At 36.4% G+C, this 18,121-nt stretch carries 16 protein-coding genes; 4 read left to right on the top strand and 12 right to left on the bottom strand.

Annotation, left to right across the window (positions count from 1 at the left end):
* Positions 1 to 49: 49 nt before the first annotated feature.
* Together QM481_RS18975 and QM481_RS18970 are read left to right on the top strand one after the other, a co-directional pair.
* Positions 50 to 1,249, top strand: a complete 1,200-nt coding sequence (locus QM481_RS18975; RefSeq protein WP_283382908.1) for a sensor histidine kinase — start codon at positions 50 to 52, stop codon at positions 1,247 to 1,249.
* Between the two features lie 175 nt (positions 1,250 to 1,424).
* Entirely contained in the window at positions 1,425 to 2,078 is a 654-nt protein-coding gene (locus tag QM481_RS18970; RefSeq protein WP_283382907.1) for a MarR family winged helix-turn-helix transcriptional regulator, read from the top strand.
* 67 nt (positions 2,079 to 2,145) lie between these two features.
* Here QM481_RS18970 and QM481_RS18965 read toward each other — a convergent pair whose 3' ends face one another.
* The 6 genes from QM481_RS18965 to QM481_RS18940 form a co-directional block, all read right to left on the bottom strand.
* Positions 2,146 to 3,774, bottom strand: a complete 1,629-nt coding sequence (locus QM481_RS18965) for a hypothetical protein (RefSeq protein WP_283382906.1) — start codon at positions 3,772 to 3,774, stop codon at positions 2,146 to 2,148.
* A gap of 39 nt (positions 3,775 to 3,813) precedes the next feature.
* The gene (locus tag QM481_RS18960) at positions 3,814 to 4,521 is read right to left on the bottom strand and encodes a hypothetical protein (RefSeq protein WP_283382905.1); all 708 of its coding nucleotides are present in this window, start codon (positions 4,519 to 4,521) and stop codon (positions 3,814 to 3,816) included.
* A 320-nt stretch (positions 4,522 to 4,841) separates the two neighbouring features.
* Entirely contained in the window at positions 4,842 to 6,368 is a 1,527-nt protein-coding gene (guaA, locus tag QM481_RS18955) for a glutamine-hydrolyzing GMP synthase (protein ID WP_095161867.1), read from the bottom strand.
* A gap of 252 nt (positions 6,369 to 6,620) precedes the next feature.
* Positions 6,621 to 8,096 carry an MBOAT family O-acyltransferase gene (locus QM481_RS18950; RefSeq protein WP_283382904.1) on the bottom strand — a complete coding sequence of 492 codons (1,476 nt, stop codon included), beginning with the start codon at positions 8,094 to 8,096 and terminating at the stop codon, positions 6,621 to 6,623.
* 29 nt (positions 8,097 to 8,125) lie between these two features.
* The gene (locus tag QM481_RS18945; RefSeq protein ID WP_283382903.1) at positions 8,126 to 9,154 is read right to left on the bottom strand and encodes an Rpn family recombination-promoting nuclease/putative transposase; all 1,029 of its coding nucleotides are present in this window, start codon (positions 9,152 to 9,154) and stop codon (positions 8,126 to 8,128) included.
* A gap of 92 nt (positions 9,155 to 9,246) precedes the next feature.
* Positions 9,247 to 10,218: a hypothetical protein gene (locus QM481_RS18940; protein WP_283382902.1), complete on the bottom strand. Its 972-nt coding sequence runs from the start codon at positions 10,216 to 10,218 to the stop codon at positions 9,247 to 9,249.
* A gap of 320 nt (positions 10,219 to 10,538) precedes the next feature.
* Between QM481_RS18940 and QM481_RS18935 the strand changes: the two genes are divergently transcribed.
* Together QM481_RS18935 and QM481_RS18930 are read left to right on the top strand one after the other, a co-directional pair.
* Entirely contained in the window at positions 10,539 to 11,762 is a 1,224-nt protein-coding gene (locus tag QM481_RS18935) for an ABC transporter permease (RefSeq protein WP_283382901.1), read from the top strand.
* A gap of 96 nt (positions 11,763 to 11,858) precedes the next feature.
* The gene (locus QM481_RS18930) at positions 11,859 to 12,569 is read left to right on the top strand and encodes a porin family protein (protein ID WP_283382900.1); all 711 of its coding nucleotides are present in this window, start codon (positions 11,859 to 11,861) and stop codon (positions 12,567 to 12,569) included.
* 39 nt (positions 12,570 to 12,608) lie between these two features.
* Here the strand turns inward: QM481_RS18930 and QM481_RS18925 are convergent, their stop codons facing one another.
* From QM481_RS18925 to QM481_RS18900, 6 genes are all read right to left on the bottom strand, one after another.
* Positions 12,609 to 13,265 carry a pirin family protein gene (locus QM481_RS18925; protein WP_283382899.1) on the bottom strand — a complete coding sequence of 219 codons (657 nt, stop codon included), beginning with the start codon at positions 13,263 to 13,265 and terminating at the stop codon, positions 12,609 to 12,611.
* 5 nt (positions 13,266 to 13,270) lie between these two features.
* Positions 13,271 to 13,783, bottom strand: coding sequence for a hypothetical protein (locus QM481_RS18920; protein WP_166550514.1), 513 nt, complete (start codon positions 13,781 to 13,783; stop codon positions 13,271 to 13,273).
* A 167-nt stretch (positions 13,784 to 13,950) separates the two neighbouring features.
* A complete protein-coding gene (locus QM481_RS18915; protein ID WP_166550515.1) occupies positions 13,951 to 14,679 on the bottom strand; it encodes a dioxygenase family protein in 729 nt (242 codons plus the stop codon).
* Between the two features lie 178 nt (positions 14,680 to 14,857).
* A complete protein-coding gene (locus QM481_RS18910) occupies positions 14,858 to 15,568 on the bottom strand; it encodes a LytR/AlgR family response regulator transcription factor (protein WP_283382898.1) in 711 nt (236 codons plus the stop codon).
* 60 nt (positions 15,569 to 15,628) lie between these two features.
* A complete protein-coding gene (locus tag QM481_RS18905; RefSeq protein ID WP_283382897.1) occupies positions 15,629 to 16,723 on the bottom strand; it encodes a sensor histidine kinase in 1,095 nt (364 codons plus the stop codon).
* Positions 16,724 to 16,762: 39 nt separating this feature from the next.
* Positions 16,763 to 17,992, bottom strand: coding sequence for an alkaline phosphatase family protein (locus QM481_RS18900; protein ID WP_283382896.1), 1,230 nt, complete (start codon positions 17,990 to 17,992; stop codon positions 16,763 to 16,765).
* Between the last annotated feature and the right edge of the window lie 129 nt (positions 17,993 to 18,121).

The following is an 18,121-nucleotide window of genomic DNA, read 5'->3' as shown; positions in this document are numbered from 1 at the left end:
GTCAAAATCACTAAATCACCCATTCGCTAATTCGCTCAATAACTATTCTATGTTAACAGTCGATATTTATAGTAAAAATACTTGGTGGAAAATCGCCTTTCTATTCGTTTGCGTTATTATTGGGGCATTTTCCTTGTACTTCACTGACCGTATTGTTTCGAAATTGGAAGAACGAGAGAAAGATCAAATTCAGCTCTATGCTGAGTCGTTCAAGTTTATGATGACTAATGATTTGGATAAAGATGTGAATTTCTTTTTCGAAAAAATCAAAAAATCCAACGAGAACATTACGATTCCTGTCATTTTGAAGGACGGCTCAGGGTATTTGACAGCTTCAGAAAGTATCCAAATTCCGACAGGGCTAAATTCTAAAGAGCAGCAAGCTTTTTTAAGGGATAAATTGAATGAAATCATGCGAGATGATAATCCACCTATTGAGCTAGACATGGATTTTCATAAAGAATATGTCTATTATGGGAATTCCCATTTGTTGAATATGCTGAGGTTCTATCCTGTATTTCAGCTGATTGTGGTTTTGATTTTTGGTTTGGCAGCCTATTTGTTTTTTGATGCATCGCGCCGTTCTGAGCAAAATAGAGTATGGGTAGGTTTGGCCAAAGAAACCGCACATCAGCTAGGGACACCACTATCCTCATTAACAGCGTGGGTAGAATTTTTTAAATCAGATCCAGCTTTTGATCCAGAAATCGTAAAGGAATTAGAAAAGGATGTCCAGCGACTCGATGTAATTACGACACGTTTTTCTAACATAGGTTCGATACCTGTACTCAAAGAAGAAAATGTAGCAGAGACCGTTGAGGTATTTTTGAGCTATCTCAAACGAAGAATTTCTTCGAAAGTATCGCTTACCATTGAAAATCATCTAACGCATCCAACCGTTAAGATTAATAAATATTTGTTTGAATGGGTTATTGAAAATATATGTAAAAATGCGGTAGATGCTATGACAGGCGTTGGGGCATTGAAAGTAACCATGGAAAATGGGAAACATAATCAGATTATTATTGATATTTCGGACACAGGAAAAGGTATTAGTAAACAAAATCTGAGTAAAGTGTTTAATGCAGGTTTTAGCACCAAAAAACGAGGTTGGGGTTTGGGATTAACCTTAGCCAAGCGTATTGTTGAAAACTATCACAATGGAAAGCTATTTGTCAAGTATTCGGAAGTTGGGAAAGGCACCACATTCAGAATAATTATCGCAGGAATGACTGATGAAGTAGTTTAAATTGAAGGGCTTGAGATATATCTCAAGCCCTTCGATTTTTTCAAACAAAATTAGATAAGTGTTGTTACTAAAGAGTAGTATTAGCAAAGCTATTACTACTCTTTTATATTTGTAGTAAAGATGGAAAAAGATACTCCTTAAATTATAGATAGTTAGTAATAGCGTTGATGAATATATGAAAAAAGCAATTAATCCAGTAGTTGAATTAGTGAAGGCTTGGGAAGTGTTTGAGAATGAAAATCCAACAGGAAACTTAGAAGCGTTTTGTCAGGATTATTTGTGTAGAAAGCAATTGGCAAGATTTAAAAGTATAGATGAAGGATATATACATCACGCTGCTGGACGAGAAGCAAGACCATCGAATGGATTGGGGAAGGCGTTGGTGAGAGTCCAGAAATATCTTTATTTTTATATAAAAAAAACTATGCAAAATCTCCCAGTTGATAATATCGAAGATTTTGCCTATTTGTCGGACTTACATTTTATGGGCGCAATGCGTAAGAGTGAGCTTATTCATAGCAATATCTCCGAGTTTACTTCAGGAACTAATGTAATTAATCGATTGATAAAAAATGGTTTTGTCGAAGAGTTCAATGACCCTGACGATGCCCGTTCTAAACAAGTAAAAATTACACAGTCAGGGGTAAACTGGATTATGAGTTGTTTGCCTGCGATGATAAAAGTAGATTCCGTGTTATTTCAAGTACTCCAAGCAGATGAACGAGAGGTCTTATACCATGTATTGGCAAAACTTGATCGTTTTCATACGAGTGTTTATTCCGAAATGCGAGCATTAGAAATTGAGGATATTTTGAAAAAGGTAATCTAGTAAATAAAAAAGGGTCTATTTCCATCAGAAATAGACCCTTTTTTATTTGTCGTGTGCTTATCAATGACTATTTACACAAAACATCTGGCATTGAGCTGTTGATAGAATGAACGCTGCCTGTAGTTACTGTTTGATTATCGTAGTAAAACAAAATACCACCCACATCGAACATGAAATCATAAACACCACCTCTTTTCAAAATAGTAGAAGTAGCAGTGATGATATTTGAGGCATTTCTAGTTGCTTTACCGATGTAGAAATATCCACCACCAGCTTTTTTTGCATACATGTGAATATTGTCTGCATTAGACGTTTTATTGGCATCCTTACATTTTAAGTTAGCTTGCAACTCGATAAAGTTTGATGGAGCTGGCATGTTGATGGTTGCCGACGAACCACTTGGATATGGGTTATTGACTGTTGTTATTACTTCTCCTAATGAGTTTTTAACTACAATTTTAGTAATTGCATTTGGTGTAATAATAGAGTTATTTAATCTATCAGTCGTTTCAAATACAACAGCACCGTCGTTTACGTCTACAATAAATGTTTCGCTAGCATACTGTCCAACTGACCCCCCAAATGCTAAGGAATAAGATTTGATAGCCATAATCATAGCAGGTGTAACATTATCACCAAAGGCTGCTTTTGCGGCCGCAATATCTGCAGGATTGTTTGAGTTACCAGAAACAGTGATACCATTGTATGAAGCAAAAAATACAGAAGTTAAGTGATTGATGGTTCCTTTAGCTTCTAATTTACCATTGGCATTGGTCGTTAACTTTACACTTCCTTCATACTTAAATACTTTAGTATCTTCATCATAAGAAGCAATGGCAATCAAGTCTCCTGCTGCTAAAGGTTTGCCTGTAGTTGGGTCTGTAGCTCCAGTCGGAAACTCCGTTTGAACATCAATTTGTCCTGAGAATGATTTTACTTTTTGGTTTTTATCATTCGAAATCTCAATGTCCATGCCTACCACTGGCTTAAAGGTAAATGAAGGAATAGGCTGGTTATTTTTATCCAAAACTTTACTTACATCACTCAAGTCAATATTTACAGGCGTCTTGGTCGCATCAGTTTTAGTCACTACCACGTTTACACTACCTCCAACGGTTTGTCCGTCACCATCTTTCATCGTAACACCCGATGGAATATTTACAGTTGCTTTTTCTTGCACTGTTGATGTAGTCGAAGTAGCTGCGGTAATAGGTGCTGAAGTTGTACCTGATGCAGGAACAGTAGCAGGTTGTTGAACGACAGATACCCCTGTTGGTGGCGCTGCAATTTTGGTCAACTTAACAACTAAGTTCTGATCTTTTGTACTTGTGATTTCTACTGGAGTAATGCTACGCAAGTATCCGTCAGCTTCTGCTATGATAAAAAACTTGATTGGAGCATTTGCACTAGGAACGCTATTGGATTTGGCTGCTAGGGTCAAAACGTTTTGTTTTACTGCTAATGTTTTTCCACCAACGCTATTTACAACTTTGGCTGTATCTGCGCCACCAAGTGTGATTTTGATATTGCTAGGTAAGTCGCCCGCGCTAACATTGCTAGGTTGGAATTGAACTACCACATTTGAGTTGGCTAAGGCAACAGGAAGTTTAAGTGTTACCCCTTCTAGTGGAGGTGTACATGCGTACCACGCACCTGCTAGCATAAAAGCACCTAAAATATATATAAGCTTTTTCATAAGTATTCGTTTTTAATTAATTTTTACCTTGAAATTTCATTATTTACTCAGCTTGTAGGTAATGCTGAAAGTGATATTTGGTACAAATGAGTAGTTTTTGATGTTTTTCTCAATATCTGCGATATTTTGGTCTGTCAAAATCGACTCAATCATACCAGTACGAGGTACTGCCAATTTTGGAGAGCCTGTGTAATACGTGCCCAAATCAACCGAAAAACCTAATTTGTGCTTAGGAATAGCTCTACCAAAACCAAGTCCTAGGTAAGGACGTACTTTGTTACCTGAAACAATCAAACGAGCCGTTCCAAATTCTTCTGCATCCAACTCTACATCTTTCGCCAACTTAAAGCGTCCAGTTTTTTGAGCAGGCTCTACATCTACGTAAAAGTCTCCACTACCATAGGATACACCACCTACTAATTTGAAAGAACTTTTCTTGAAAGGATGCCAATCAACCTTTGCTCCCAAAAGCATAGAAGTAACTGTTGGATTGATCAAAACATCTGAAGCTCCGTCTCCTAGGTTTACTTTAATGGGGTTTTTTACGAAATTTTTACTGTCTAAAAATTCAGCTGAGATACGTAAATTAAACTTGCCAGGTTTTAGTTGTCTTGCTAAACCTGCACCAAAGCCAAAGCTGCCAAATTGGAGATTAATAGAATTTCCCAGAGCAGGTTTGTCACTCTGTGCAGTCGCAGCATTGCCCACCAAAAGAGCAGAGAGGATTAAAAGGTAAAACTTTTTCATACATGAGATTTTTAAAATGAGACTTAATAAAGCACGCTCAAATATCATTCTAAAAATTCTAAGGATGGTACTTAAAGGATACAAAACTGAATGGAAATTTATTTTTCGGAGGATAAAAACCAAATAGGTCAAAAAAATATCTTTTTAGTTATATTTTTTTGAAAATAAAATTGTTTAGAAAAAGAGGTGTTTGTATTGTATTGATAATGAGGGTATTATGATTTGGAGGAGGCTTTTCTACTCAATACTGAGTAGAAGATTACTAAAAAACTACAAAAATAAAAAAGTCCAGCCTTTCGACTGGACTTTCCTTTTTATGCTTATTCCCACTCAATTGTTGCTGGTGGTTTTGACGAAATATCATAAACAACACGGTTCACACCTTTTACTTTATTGATGATGTCGTTAGAGACTTCAGCCAAGAATTCATAAGGTAAATGACACCAGTCGGCAGTCATACCATCTACAGAGGTTACTGCACGAAGCGCTACTACTTTTTCGTATGTACGTTCATCGCCCATTACACCTACCGATTGAATTGGTAGTAAAATTGCACCCGCTTGCCATACTTGGTCGTATAGTCCTTTTTCTTTTAGTTTACCAATGAAAATAGCATCTACGTTTTGAAGAACATCTACTTTTTCTGGTGTAATATCTCCAAGAATACGAATAGCCAAACCTGGACCAGGGAAAGGATGACGACCCAAAATATTTGGATCAATTCCTAAAGTCTTACCAACCAAACGAACTTCATCTTTGAATAAAGTATTGAGAGGCTCAACAACTTTCAATTTCATGTAGTCAGGTAAACCACCTACATTGTGGTGAGATTTGATGGTAGCAGAAGGACCTTTTACTGAAACAGACTCAATTACGTCTGGATAAATAGTACCTTGCCCTAACCATTTTACATCCTCAATTAAATGAGCTTCTTGGTCAAAAACATCAATAAATGTTTTACCAATGGCTTTTCTTTTTGCTTCAGGATCCGACAAGCCTGCTAATGCTGTATAGAATTGTTCTTTGGCATCAACGCCTTTTACATTCAATCCCAAGTTTTTGTAAGATTCGAGTACCTCTTCAAATTCGTTTTTACGAAGTAATCCGTTATCTACAAAAATACAATATAAGTTTTTGCCAATAGCTTTGTGAATCAACACAGCTGCAACTGAACTATCAACGCCTCCTGAAAGCCCTAATACGACTTTATCATTACCTAATTTTTCTTTCAAATTAGCAACTGTCGAGTCTACAAATGAGTCCGAAGTCCAGTCTTGACTACAACCACAAATGCCAACAACGAAGTTTTTCAACATATCTTTTCCTTCCAAAGAGTGTGTTACCTCTGGGTGGAACTGAATACCATAGGTTGATTCATCCTTGATTTTGAAAGCAGCTACTTTCACTGAATCCGTAGAACCAATGATTTCGAAGTTTTCAGGAACTGACATGATTGTATCACCATGTGACATCCATACTTGAGAGTCTTCCGAAACGCCTTCCCAAAGTTCAGATGATTGAACTTTCGTCATTTTAGCACGACCATACTCACGGTGTCCTGAGTTAAATACTTCACCACCAGCAGTATGTGCCAAAAGTTGTGCTCCATAACAAATACCTAATAAAGGTAATTTTCCTCTGAAAAGAGACATATCCACTCGTGGAGAATCCTCTTCACGTACAGAACAAGGACTACCTGAGAAGATAACTCCTTTTACATCGTCACCAATTTCAGGGATATGATTGAATGGATGAATTTCGCAATAGACGCTTAGCTCGCGCACACGACGTGCAATCAATTGCGTTACTTGAGAACCAAAATCGAGGATTAATATTTTTTCGGTCATGATACTTTGGAATTAGGATATTGATAATTAGGGGTTTAGCCTATCAGCAAGTCCTACGTGTCTAAAAAGAAGGTGCAAATTTCGGAAAAAAATACATAGCTTATTCAAAAATGCTATAAAATATCTTCCTAAAAATGAAGGAATAGTGTCGTATGTCTCTAAAGTATGATGAATTGTACAAGGTTTTTCATTTTTAATATATTTAGTAACAAAAAACGGCATAAAGAATACTTTGTCTTTATGCCATTTTTGTTAAAACTGAAAGTAAATAAATTGCGCTGGCGCCTGATACATACCCATAAACAAGGTAGCAAAGATAATTCCGTAATATAGAAGCCAACGAAACCAGAGTGGTTTTTGGCTAAGTTTTTCTCTTATATGAATACCCCTTTGTGCCCAATGAACGCTTTCCATTATCACAAGTGCCAAGATGACCATGACAAAATTGAGTTCGCCTTTGTTGAGCATCACATTTTTGGCAAAAAACTCACTGTTGCTCAATTGGCTTATCTGTTGTGGTAAATCTGTAAACAAATGACTTACAATGTATGATGCTGTTTGTAAGTCTTTGGCACGGAAAAAAATCCAAGCAAAACTTGTTAGTCCAAAAATTGTCAATACCTGAAGAATATTGTATAATGTTGGCCATGTAGCTAATCCAAAAGAACGCACAATTTTATTACGAATATCTTTAGTTTGATTAGCAAAAATCAAGTAAATGCCATGAATAGCACCCCAAATTACAAAGTTCCAACTAGCACCATGCCAGATGCCACTTACTAGAAAAACGATAAATAAATTAAATTCTCGACGCCATTTGGACACCCTATTTCCACCTAAGGAAATATACAAATAGTCTCTAAACCAAGTAGATAGAGAGATATGCCAACGACGCCAAAACTCTGAGATTGTTTTTGAGAAATAAGGACGGTCAAAATTCTTCATTAATTCAAAGCCCATTACCTGTGCTGAGCCTAAAGCAATATCAGAATAACCAGAAAAATCACAGAATATTTGAATTGAGAACAAGCAAGTCGCAATAATTAATGGTAAGCCTGTATATCCTTGAGGTTGGTCATATACTTGTCCTACCATAGCGGCTAATCTATCAGCAATTACCACTTTTTTGAACATTCCCCAGGCCATTAATTTGAGCCCATCAGTTACATTTTTATAATCAAAATAATGTTCTTCATGAAATTGATGCAGTACATTTTGTGGGCGTTCGATAGGTCCAGCCACCAGTTGTGGATAGAACATCACGTAGAGTGAGTAAATACCAAAATGCCTCTCAGCTTTCTGATTGCCTCTGTAAACCTCTATGGTATAGCTCATTGCCTGAAAAGTATGGAATGATAAACCAATTGGTAGAAGTATTTCTAAATAAGGAATAGGATTTTGAAGAGCAAAACCTTTGAGTAGCCAAGTGATATTTTCGTTGATAAAATTATAATACTTAAAAACGGCCAAAACACCGATATTGGCAATAAGACTCATAACTAGAAACCACTTTCGTTGATTACCTTCGCTTTGTTCTATAAAGATACCCGCATAATAGTCAACGATAATGGTAAAGCCCAAAATAACCATATATATGGGCACAAATGCCATGTAGAAATAACATGATGCGATCAGTAGCCAAAGCCATCTGAATTTGTGAGGTAACAAGAAATAGCCAATCGTCACGATTGGGAAAAACACTAAAAATTCAATTGAGTTAAAAAGCATAATGTAAAAAATACCTGTAGGGGAGCCCCCTACAGGTTGTTGATTTCTTCTTCTGAGAGTCCAGTGAGTATTTTAATATTTTCAATACCGAGACCCATAACCTTTGCTTGACGAGCAATATGTCGTTGTTCTTCTTTTTTTCCTTCTAAAATACCTTCTTGGATACCCTTTTCTAATCCTTCTTGAATTCCTTTCTCCATGCCCTCTTGGATACCTTGTTCTAATCCTTTTTCAAGCCCCTCCTGAATTCCTTTTTGAATTCCTTTCTCCATACCCTCTTTCAAACCCTCCTTCAAACCCTCTTGCATACCTTTAAGGACTCCTTCTTCATGGGCAGTTTCCACGGCATAGTCGTATGTGGCTTTGTTATCCCTAAACACTTTGAGACTGTATTCGTACCTTTCCCAATCTTCTCTATCCATTTTGGCTAGTTCGGCTACTTCAAAGGCATGGGTAAATACTTCATCTTTAAATAACTCTGGTATGTTCTGAAAGTCTTCTAGGTTTTTGATGAAATACAACCACTTATCTAGTCTGGTAGCCAATTCATGTTCTTCTTTTTTAAAATTAGGCATTTCAAGATAGATATAAGTCAACTTATCATAAAAGACCTTTCCATGCTGATTTTTGAGATTGATGGTATGTACAACCTCTGATTTTTCAGGTTCAGATTCGTAATCATCAAAAGTGAAATCCAGCACGCCAATACAGTACACCGCTTTGAGATTGTAATTCCAGATACCTTTTTCGGCTTGCTCCCGAATGGGAAAAGTCGAGTAGTAAATAGTCCTTTCTCTGAAATAATTCTGTTTGGCTTTTTGTAACTCTACGATAAACTTTTCACCATTTTGATTTTCGCAATAGATGTCATAAATGGCTTTTCTGTCATAAGGCGTAAAGCCTAATTGTTCATTGTTTTTGAAGGTGAGTTCTACTATTTGGTCTCTTTCGGGCAAAAGGGAGTTTAGGAAGTCAATAAGTTGTGGCTTACTGGCTTCTTCACCAAAGATTTTTTTGAACCCGAAGTCCGTAAATGGATTAAGATATTTTGCTTTCATGTTTATAAAGGAGTAGTTCTAAAATTCAAAGTTAGATAATTTTTATGACTTACTCTTTATAATCATAGAAGCTTGATTTCCATCTGTTTGAGCTAGAAGTCAAAACTATCCAATAATTCTACAATCCGATAGGTCCAAATCTTGCGTCCTTCAGCATTAGGGTGATTTTGAGAATCAAAATATAAAGCATCGTCCATTACACCAGTTAGGCTATTCCCAATAATTGGGCAAAATAAGGTATTATTCAACACCGTTTCATACTGCTGAACAGCCTTTTGATTTTGTTCGAAATACCCCTCAGAACAACTGCCTATTACCCAAAACAGTTTTGCTTGTTTTTGGGTAGCGTATCTGTTAAAGCTATTTACTTCTTCGATTTGTTGATTCAGCGTGCTATCTACTACCAATGCGGGTAAAGAATTCTTGATATAAGGGGGCTGTCCCAAATGCGAAACTAAATCACCTTTTGTATCAAAACCCTGACTGGTATAAATATTACTAAAAGAGGATTCTTTAGAAATATGAGCCATATCCCATAAGCTTAAAAAAAAGGACTTTGAGATATACCAATAATAGGCTAAACGTCCATTCAAACGCTCTGAAAATGTAAATGAAGAACGCCAATCACGGGCCTCAGAGAGATAGTCGCCCGTAATTAATTGAGGAAGAAGATTCCCTTTTTGAGAAGTCTGGTAATCGACCACCAATAACACGATATCGTTTGGCTGAAGATGACCTTCGAGTTGTTTTAACATAAAACTACTTCCCAAATCAGAGTCAAGTGCCATGTTTACAACAGGCAAATTAAAATCATTATGTAAAATAGTGCTATTGATGCCAAAAGAAGCCGACGAGCTTCCCGTAATGATGATGCGAGGAGACGGTGTTTCTTCCAAAAGCTTTTGCTTTTGTAGAATGGCAGCATGATAACAGTTTTTTGAAGAAGGTATAAAATTGAGATAAGTAAACACAATTAACCATAGAAATACCAAAGCACCTACTAGGTACTTTATGATTTTGAGGATGCTTGGGTACAGGTTATATGCGTACTCTAAATACTTCACAGAGTCGATGTGTCAGAAAATATAATGTATTGATTTGACAAAAATAGCATAATATAACAGATGCCAACCTATTTCTTTTTAAAATAAAACCGAATGCCATGATATGCTTAAATTATATTAAATGAGTTGATGTTTGAGGATACGAAACATTTGTTTTTTATTTGTAGATTGAAAAGTAAACGTAATAAGTTTTAACCTTCATTATGATTTAGTAATCTGCTCATAAACTTTGTTTGTAGATTCGAATAAATTTGGGTGTTTTAGAAAATCTCAAAAAATACCCCTACGATATCAGCTTTCATGCTTGAAACACTTGAATTATGACTAATTTCCCTAGATATATCTCCAATCGTATTCAAAATACAGCATCTCAATCTTTTTCGGCCACAGTTACCAAAATCGGCATAGGCAGCATTGCTTTGGGATTGATGGTTATGATTATTGCCTTTGGTATATTGTTTGGTTTTAAGGATGCAATTCGACAAAAACTCTTTAGTATTACACCCCACATTCGTGTAGCCAAATTTTCGGCTAATGAATCTTATGAGGAATATCCTATTACGAAACAAACTGATTTGTATCGTCATTATAAAAATATTCCCGACATAAAGCATTTACAGGTATCAGCTCAGAAAGCAGGTATTTTAAAAACACCTGAGGAAATGTTAGGCGTGGTGATGAAAGGCATTAGCAGAGATTTTGATACAACCAATTTCCACTCTGTCATGATTGCGGGAAAGCCTATTCAATTTAACGATACCACTTATTCAAAAGATATTTTGATTAGTAAAATCATTGCAGACAAGCTAAAATTGGATGTTGGTGATAACGCAATTATTTACTTTTTGAACGCTCCAGATCGCCCTCGAAAATTGAATGTTTCTGGAATCTATGAAACAGGTTTGGAGGAATTTGATAAAACCTTGATTATCGGTGATTTAGGATTGATTCAAAAAATAAATGGTTGGGGCGCTGATTCCGTTGGGTCTTATGAGATATACTTGAAAGATTTCGACGCCATACAAGCTTCGTCGAAAGTAGTTCAGGATAAAATGCAACCTGATATGAAGCTCGAAAAGGTGACAGATAAATTTATGGGTTTGTTTGACTGGCTTGGAATGTTGGATCGAAATATGGTGATTTTTCTTACCCTAATCTTGTTTGTGGCTTGCTTCAACATGATTTCGATATTACTCGTGCTCATGATGGAACGTACTCCTATGATTGGACTTTTTAAAGCACTTGGTAGTTCCAACTGGCAAATTCGTAAGATATTCCTTTGGAGTGGCTTTTTGATGATTTTTAAAGGTATGGTTTACGGCAATATTATTGGTATTGGCTTTTGCCTTCTTCAACAATATTTTAAACTTATTCCACTTGATCCTGCCAACTACTACATGAACACCGTCCCAATAACCATGAATTGGGGTGTCATTTTGCTTCTTAATCTCGCAACAGTGTCATTAGTGTTGTTTGTTTTACTAATTCCGACCTTCGTTATTACAAGAATTCAACCTATTAAAGCCATTATTTTTAAGAAGTAAAAAAGATTGATTGTGACTTTTTCATGAATAGTCGTCAGATACAGTAGAAGGTACATATTCCTTCCTGCTATTATTGATCACTTAAACAGTATCCTCATGAAAAAGTTCTCTTTGGCTGTATTGGCTATTTTTATAGCCAACTGTTTTCCTATTGCCTCTATTTCACAAGCGCAAACTTCACCTTGGAGTATTGGTGTAAAAACTGGTTTTGGTTCTATTATCGGCGATGGACAGGCATTCACAGGTAGTTTGACCTATGGGATGTTTATCGAAAAAAGAATGACTGAAAAGTTTTCGTTAAATGCTAGTTTTGATTTCGGTTCTATAGCGACCAATGCTTATTCTGGATATACTTATACAGGTAAAACAAGCTTTTTCCAGACGGCAGTCTTAGCGAAATATCAACTTGGGAAAGGAGAGGGGAAAAAGCCTACATTCTCGCCATTTGTTGGTTTGGGCGTGATTGCATATAACCCACAGGTTAGTCAAAATGGCGCAGTCATTCGTTATGCTGATGGTACTGCAAGTAGCCCTGAAGGTGTAAATGACTTGATTATTCCATTTGGATTTGAGGTAGGGTTTAAACTTTCAGAAAAAGCAAAACTTTCGTTTGTAGCACAGTCAGGATTTGCTTTTACAGATCGCTTGAATGGCACTGTAGGGGTAAGTAACCCTTCGGCTAGTATGCCTGATGGTCATAAGTTTGTGGGCAAAATTAGCGATGTTTCAGGTGCTTCAAGTAATGATTTTACGAGTTTCTTTGGCCTTAAATTAGGGTTTTCTATTGGAGATAAAACTGATAAATAATTGATGTAGGATTACGTATAAGGGGATAGGGTGCTTACTTTATCCCCTTTTTGTATGTAATGCTAATTCAAAAATCAATAAAATGGCTTGGTTCGAAAGAGCTTCAAAGTCTACTACATCGACTGAATTTAGTAACAGCGCGTCCTCTGCGTGTAATAGCCTATCTTGAACCTCGAAAGCACCATCAACCACATACACTAAGATATCTTTATGGTTATTGCTTAAAGATACTTCGCCTTTTTGCCTTCCATCAAACTGTCCTATCCACGATGACGCAGGTATTGGTAGTAGTTCATTTTTACTCACCTGAATCGAAATATCTTTAAGTTCTTCTGCTAGTACATTGGAATATTTTGCAATAAAAAATGTGACCATTTCATCTTGATAAGGATTAAGTATCTCAGAATATAGGTTTGCTTGCAAAGAAAATGTTTGATGCTCTTCAATACATTTTTGTCCTATTCGGGTATTTTCTACATATAAATCACCAATGTAGGGAATAATCAAGATAGAGTGGACGGAAGAAACAGGTAGACTAAATGTGCAGTTTGGCAAAAGCAATACCTTTTCTACATATTCTAGCTCGTAGTTTTGTGTTTCACCTTTTTCCCAAATATGAGTCTTGTGAAAGGTTGGTGTTTGCGTATGTGGTTGCATATCGGACAGAATGATACGCCCTTCAGTTTGTGTAATCATAGCTGTCAAATAATGGTTGAAGTAGCTTTAAACGAACTAATATTGAGTAAGGGTTGTAAGGCAATCAAATCAGTCTCTTGCTCTTCTTGAATTTGAGCCGAATGACTTACCAAGAGTTGGTTTCCAATGGTATCTATCCATAAAAGTGGTTTGCTATAAAAATAGATAGCTACTCTGTGTTGTTGTTTGTCACTAATATGTGATTGAATAATTTCAAATCTGAAGTTTTCAAACGACAAACAAAGCTTGCCAAATGCGTTAGTGACTTCGGGAACAACTCCGTTAAGCTGCTGAATGTATCCAACAGCTGCAGTACTTACCAAAAAATGAAGCTTTTCTGCTTGCGGATTTTTCTCAAGAATTTCATGATAAGTTCTAAACTTGCCTTCTTGGTTATACAATTGTGCTTGCATAAAAAACTCTTGATGAGTATCATCAAACACATACTTGTCCCAAAGCTTGGTAGAGTTAGCGTCTATGATTTTACGATAACATAGTTGAATGATTCCTTTGGACATGGTTGTTTTCTAGGGATTAGGGGACAGGGTATAGTTGTTAGTTTATCAAAAAGTAGAAAAAAAAGTTCAACACCGAGTAGATAGGGTGTGTAGCAATTTTTTCTACTTGCCTCTTGCCTCTTGCCTCTTGCCTCTTGCCTCTTGCCTCTTGCCTCTTGCCTCTTGCCTTATGCTGAAACTACAATATTATGTGTTAAGACATAGCCGTCGGTGGTATTACCTGTAACAGTTGACATTTCGTAAGTTACACCATCTCCAAAAACGTTATCTTTTGCATTGGTAGTATCTGCTTGCCCATGGCTAGCATACACACCTTGTGCATATACAATTTTAGAAATATCTTCAGGAAATGCGATTTGTGTAACCAATAATGACGTTCCCGAACTGTTGTACACATGGACGTGAATATGTGTAGCTCTACCTGAATACCAACCAGGGTAGATACTCGTAAAAGTAACCAAACCTGTGCTATCTGTAACTTGGCGACCTCTCAGAAAGTGTACTGTTGTATAATTAGTAGCTTGCATGCCAGTACCACCATATTCTGAATAGTTGCCAGCTGCATCGCAATGCCAAATGTCTACAATAGCATTAGCTAAACCAGCACAACTTGCATTTTTATTTTGGATATTTATCTTAACCGTCAATTTGGTTCCAGTACGATCAGAAGTAATATTGTTTTGTACTAAAGACGAAGGTGTTTTAGTAGGAAAAGGTCCTTCTGTCTCAGATGGAGTACTTGTACAGCTTGTATTTGTCGAGCCACTAGTTGTCGTTGATGACGAGCTAGAGCTACTTGAGCTTGATGTAGGGTCTACACTTTCAGTTTTGCATGCTACGATTTGTGCTGTTACTAAACCCAAACCTGCTCTTTTCAAAAAATCAATTCTTTTCATAACACAGTTGTTTATTAGATTAGATACCTATTTCGAGATATGTCTTGTTACTTTACTTTCATGACCTAGTTTAAGCATGAAGCGTTACGAAAAGGCATATTTTTGAGGTGAAGAATAAAAATGTGTCGGTGAAAGATATGTTTTGAAAAGAAATAAACGGATGCCTACAAGAATATTTTTAATCTAAACCTTTTAATCTTGCCAGTAATACCTTTTCGTAAGTAGGACCGAGTGGAATTTCAAAATTGGGCAAATACACTACTTTATTCCGCAAGGCTTTAATTTTATTGAAAGAAATAATATAGGATTTATGTACCCTGATAAAGAGTTTTTCTGGCAATTTGAGTTGTAAATTTTTCAATGTCATACGAGCAACAATAGGTTTACCTGTTGTACAATGAATTTTTACATAATCATCAAGGGCTTCTACCAAAATAATATCTTCAAAAGCAATTTGATGTAAACTATAGTCGGCTCTGATTTGGAGGTATTCAGGTATATTTTCTTCTTCTTGGGTGCTCAATATTTTTTCATAATATAATAAGGCTTTTTGACAAGCTTGCTCAAAACGTTCGGGTGTGATGGGTTTTAGTAAATAATCAATCGCTTGAAGATTAAAACCTTCCAAAGCAAATTCGCTAAAAGCCGTTGTGAAAATGAGCATGATAGGTTGTGGAATACTTTTGAAGAAATCAATACCAGAAATGGTAGGCATATTGATATCTAAAAAAATTAAATCAACCGCGTGGTTCTGCAAAAAAGATGTGGCTTCGGAAGGTTTGGTAAAAGTTTGCACAAGGTTGATATTAGAGTTTCGCTTGCACAAGCTACCTAGTACCTTCAAAGCTGGTGGTTCATCGTCGAGGGCTATGGCTTTTAAAGTGGGCATTTCAAAAGGGATTAGCGGTATTGGGCATTAGTCCTTCGTAAATTACGAGTGTGGAATTCTTTATTTATTCAACTCCAACGATAAGGATGCCGAAAAAAGATATTGATTATGATTGATTACCAAACAATTTTTGTTGGGGTAATTTAGTTCTAATCGTTGCTTTGTGTTTTGCAAACCTACTCCAGTACTTTCTTTGGGTAGAATATTGGGGTGGATTTTATTTTCTACTAAAAGAGATAAAAGCCGTTCTTGAATACTCATATGTATCGTGATTGGAGAATCCTCTTCTGGTGAAATGCCATATTTAAAGGCGTTTTCAATAATCGAAATCAGTAATAAAGGCGCTATTTTTAAAGAGTGGCTATTTCCCTCTATTTTAAAATCAATTTGTGCGGTATCTCCCAATCTCAACTCTTGAAGAGCAACATAGTTTTTGATGTAAGTAAGCTCTTTCTCCAAATCAACCAAATCTGCATGGGCATCAGAAATCACATAGCGCATCATATTTGATAATTGTAATACTGCTTTACCCGATTGTGGCGCCTCTTCTTCAATACACATGGCATAAACACTATTGAGAGAATTGAATAGAAAATGTGGGTGAATTTGCGCTTTGAGATATTTTAACTCTGCATCGGTTTTGGCTTGTGTAAGCGCATATTGAAACTGACGAGTACGAAATAAGGTCGTAAAAAGAATACCCAACAAATATAAAATCATGGATTTTCCAAAATCAAAAATAATACCTGGGGGATTCATAGGACCATGATGACCCATATCTGGATGATTAGATGGTGGTGGAGTAAGGTGTATTAGATGTGGGGGAGGAGGTAAAATCCTATTTTGTGATTCACCAAGAATCATAGGCCAATTGATTTGGTTTGAAATAACATAAATAAAACCAAACAGCAATAGCAGTATCCCTAAAAACGAAAGATATTTCTCGGTGAGATATAGGCGAGGTGTAAACCAATAATAGTTGGCATAAAAGCAACCAAACATAAGGGTGTACGAAAAAAGATTGCTCAGTTCGTGTGGATTACGTTTGAGCATTTCCCAAGCTAGAAGGTCTTCGGGAGTAAATATATATATCAGTCCAATAAACGAAAGGACTGGAATACTTTGCAATAGAATGGTCGAAAGTCGCTGTTTCATATTGCAAAGTATTGATAATTTTTTAGATGCTCAAGAACCCTATTTCACTATCCAACGATTGAGGGTATTGTGTGGGCTTTCTAGTACAATTTTGTAGAAATTTGAAGCGGGAATATCTTTGATAATCAAATGCTCCTGCGTCAAATCTGTCGTTCCGATTAGTTGATATTGGTCTTCGCCACCTTCTTCAAAATGATTTGTTGTGCTCAACCAAATTTTCATTTTGCCTTGCTTTTCCAATGCTTTCCAAGATACTTCCAGCTGATTATCGAGTAGTTTTACTTCTGGCAAAATTGCCGAAACAGGTCTGTTGAGTGCTACGCCATCTATTTCAAAAGCTTGTTTTTGAGGAAATTTAATGTTCATAAAATGGGCAATACTCGGCATAATATCCACTACTGCTGGTTGGTATTCCTTAAAATAGGTATTAAGGTTTTGTGCATTTGTAGTCATCCATGTAGTACGCTCACGCTCAGATTGTCCTCCGTGGTTACGACCCGTTTGGGCATCACGTCCGTGGTCGGTTGTGATAAAGATTAACCATTTTTCTTTATGCTTTTTCTCTCTTTCTTGAATAGCACTCCACACTTTTCCTACTTGTTGATCTACATATTCGATGGCCTTTTGCATTTGTGGGCTATCGCCATATTTATGTCCCATATCATCCGAGTATTCCATATATAACCAAGTCATATCTGGAGCATTTTCAAGAATACCTTTTTGTGCATCATCGCTCACTTTTTCATCAATCTGATGAATATACCAACGTTCTTTGTCATGCTTATAAGTCGCAGTATCTAACTCATAACCATCAGAATGATAGTCAACTTTGAGTTGCTTGGTTTGTGCCAAACCATCGCCGACGAGCTTGGTACGATTGTCGAGCCAAGTAGAATATACCGCAATTTTTTTCTGAGGATACTGTTCTTTGAAGAATCTAAAAATGGTCCAATAATTATAATTAGGCGCTTTGATATCGTTGTTCCATACGTTATGTTTATTTACCCAAGTACCCGTCAAAAGGCTATTATAACCAACTGCGGAGATCGTTGGAGTTTGAGAATAAGTCCCTTTTTGACCACCCACATACGCACGTTTAAAACCGCCAACTTTAGCAATTGCCGAAAGGTTTGGAGTTTGTGCTTTTTCAATCACATCGGCAGGAATCCCATCTACAATGATAAATACCGCCTTCGGTGTTAATTTTTGAGCAAAAGAAAAAAGAGTATTTAAGAGAAAAAATGGAATGAGTAAACTGTATTTTTTCATAAAGGTAGTATCGTTATGGTAAGAAAATTGAGTAATGAAAAGTTTAAGCTACAAAATTGAGAAAGGAATGAGGTAATTTTCAAAAGGTTTGGATTAAGCTTAGATTAATTTAGTAGTTCCCTAATTTAC

This window comes from Flectobacillus rivi, assembly GCF_030056655.1.
Lineage (GTDB): Bacteria > Bacteroidota > Bacteroidia > Cytophagales > Spirosomataceae > Flectobacillus > Flectobacillus rivi.
This window is presented reverse-complemented; position numbering and strand designations above follow the sequence as displayed.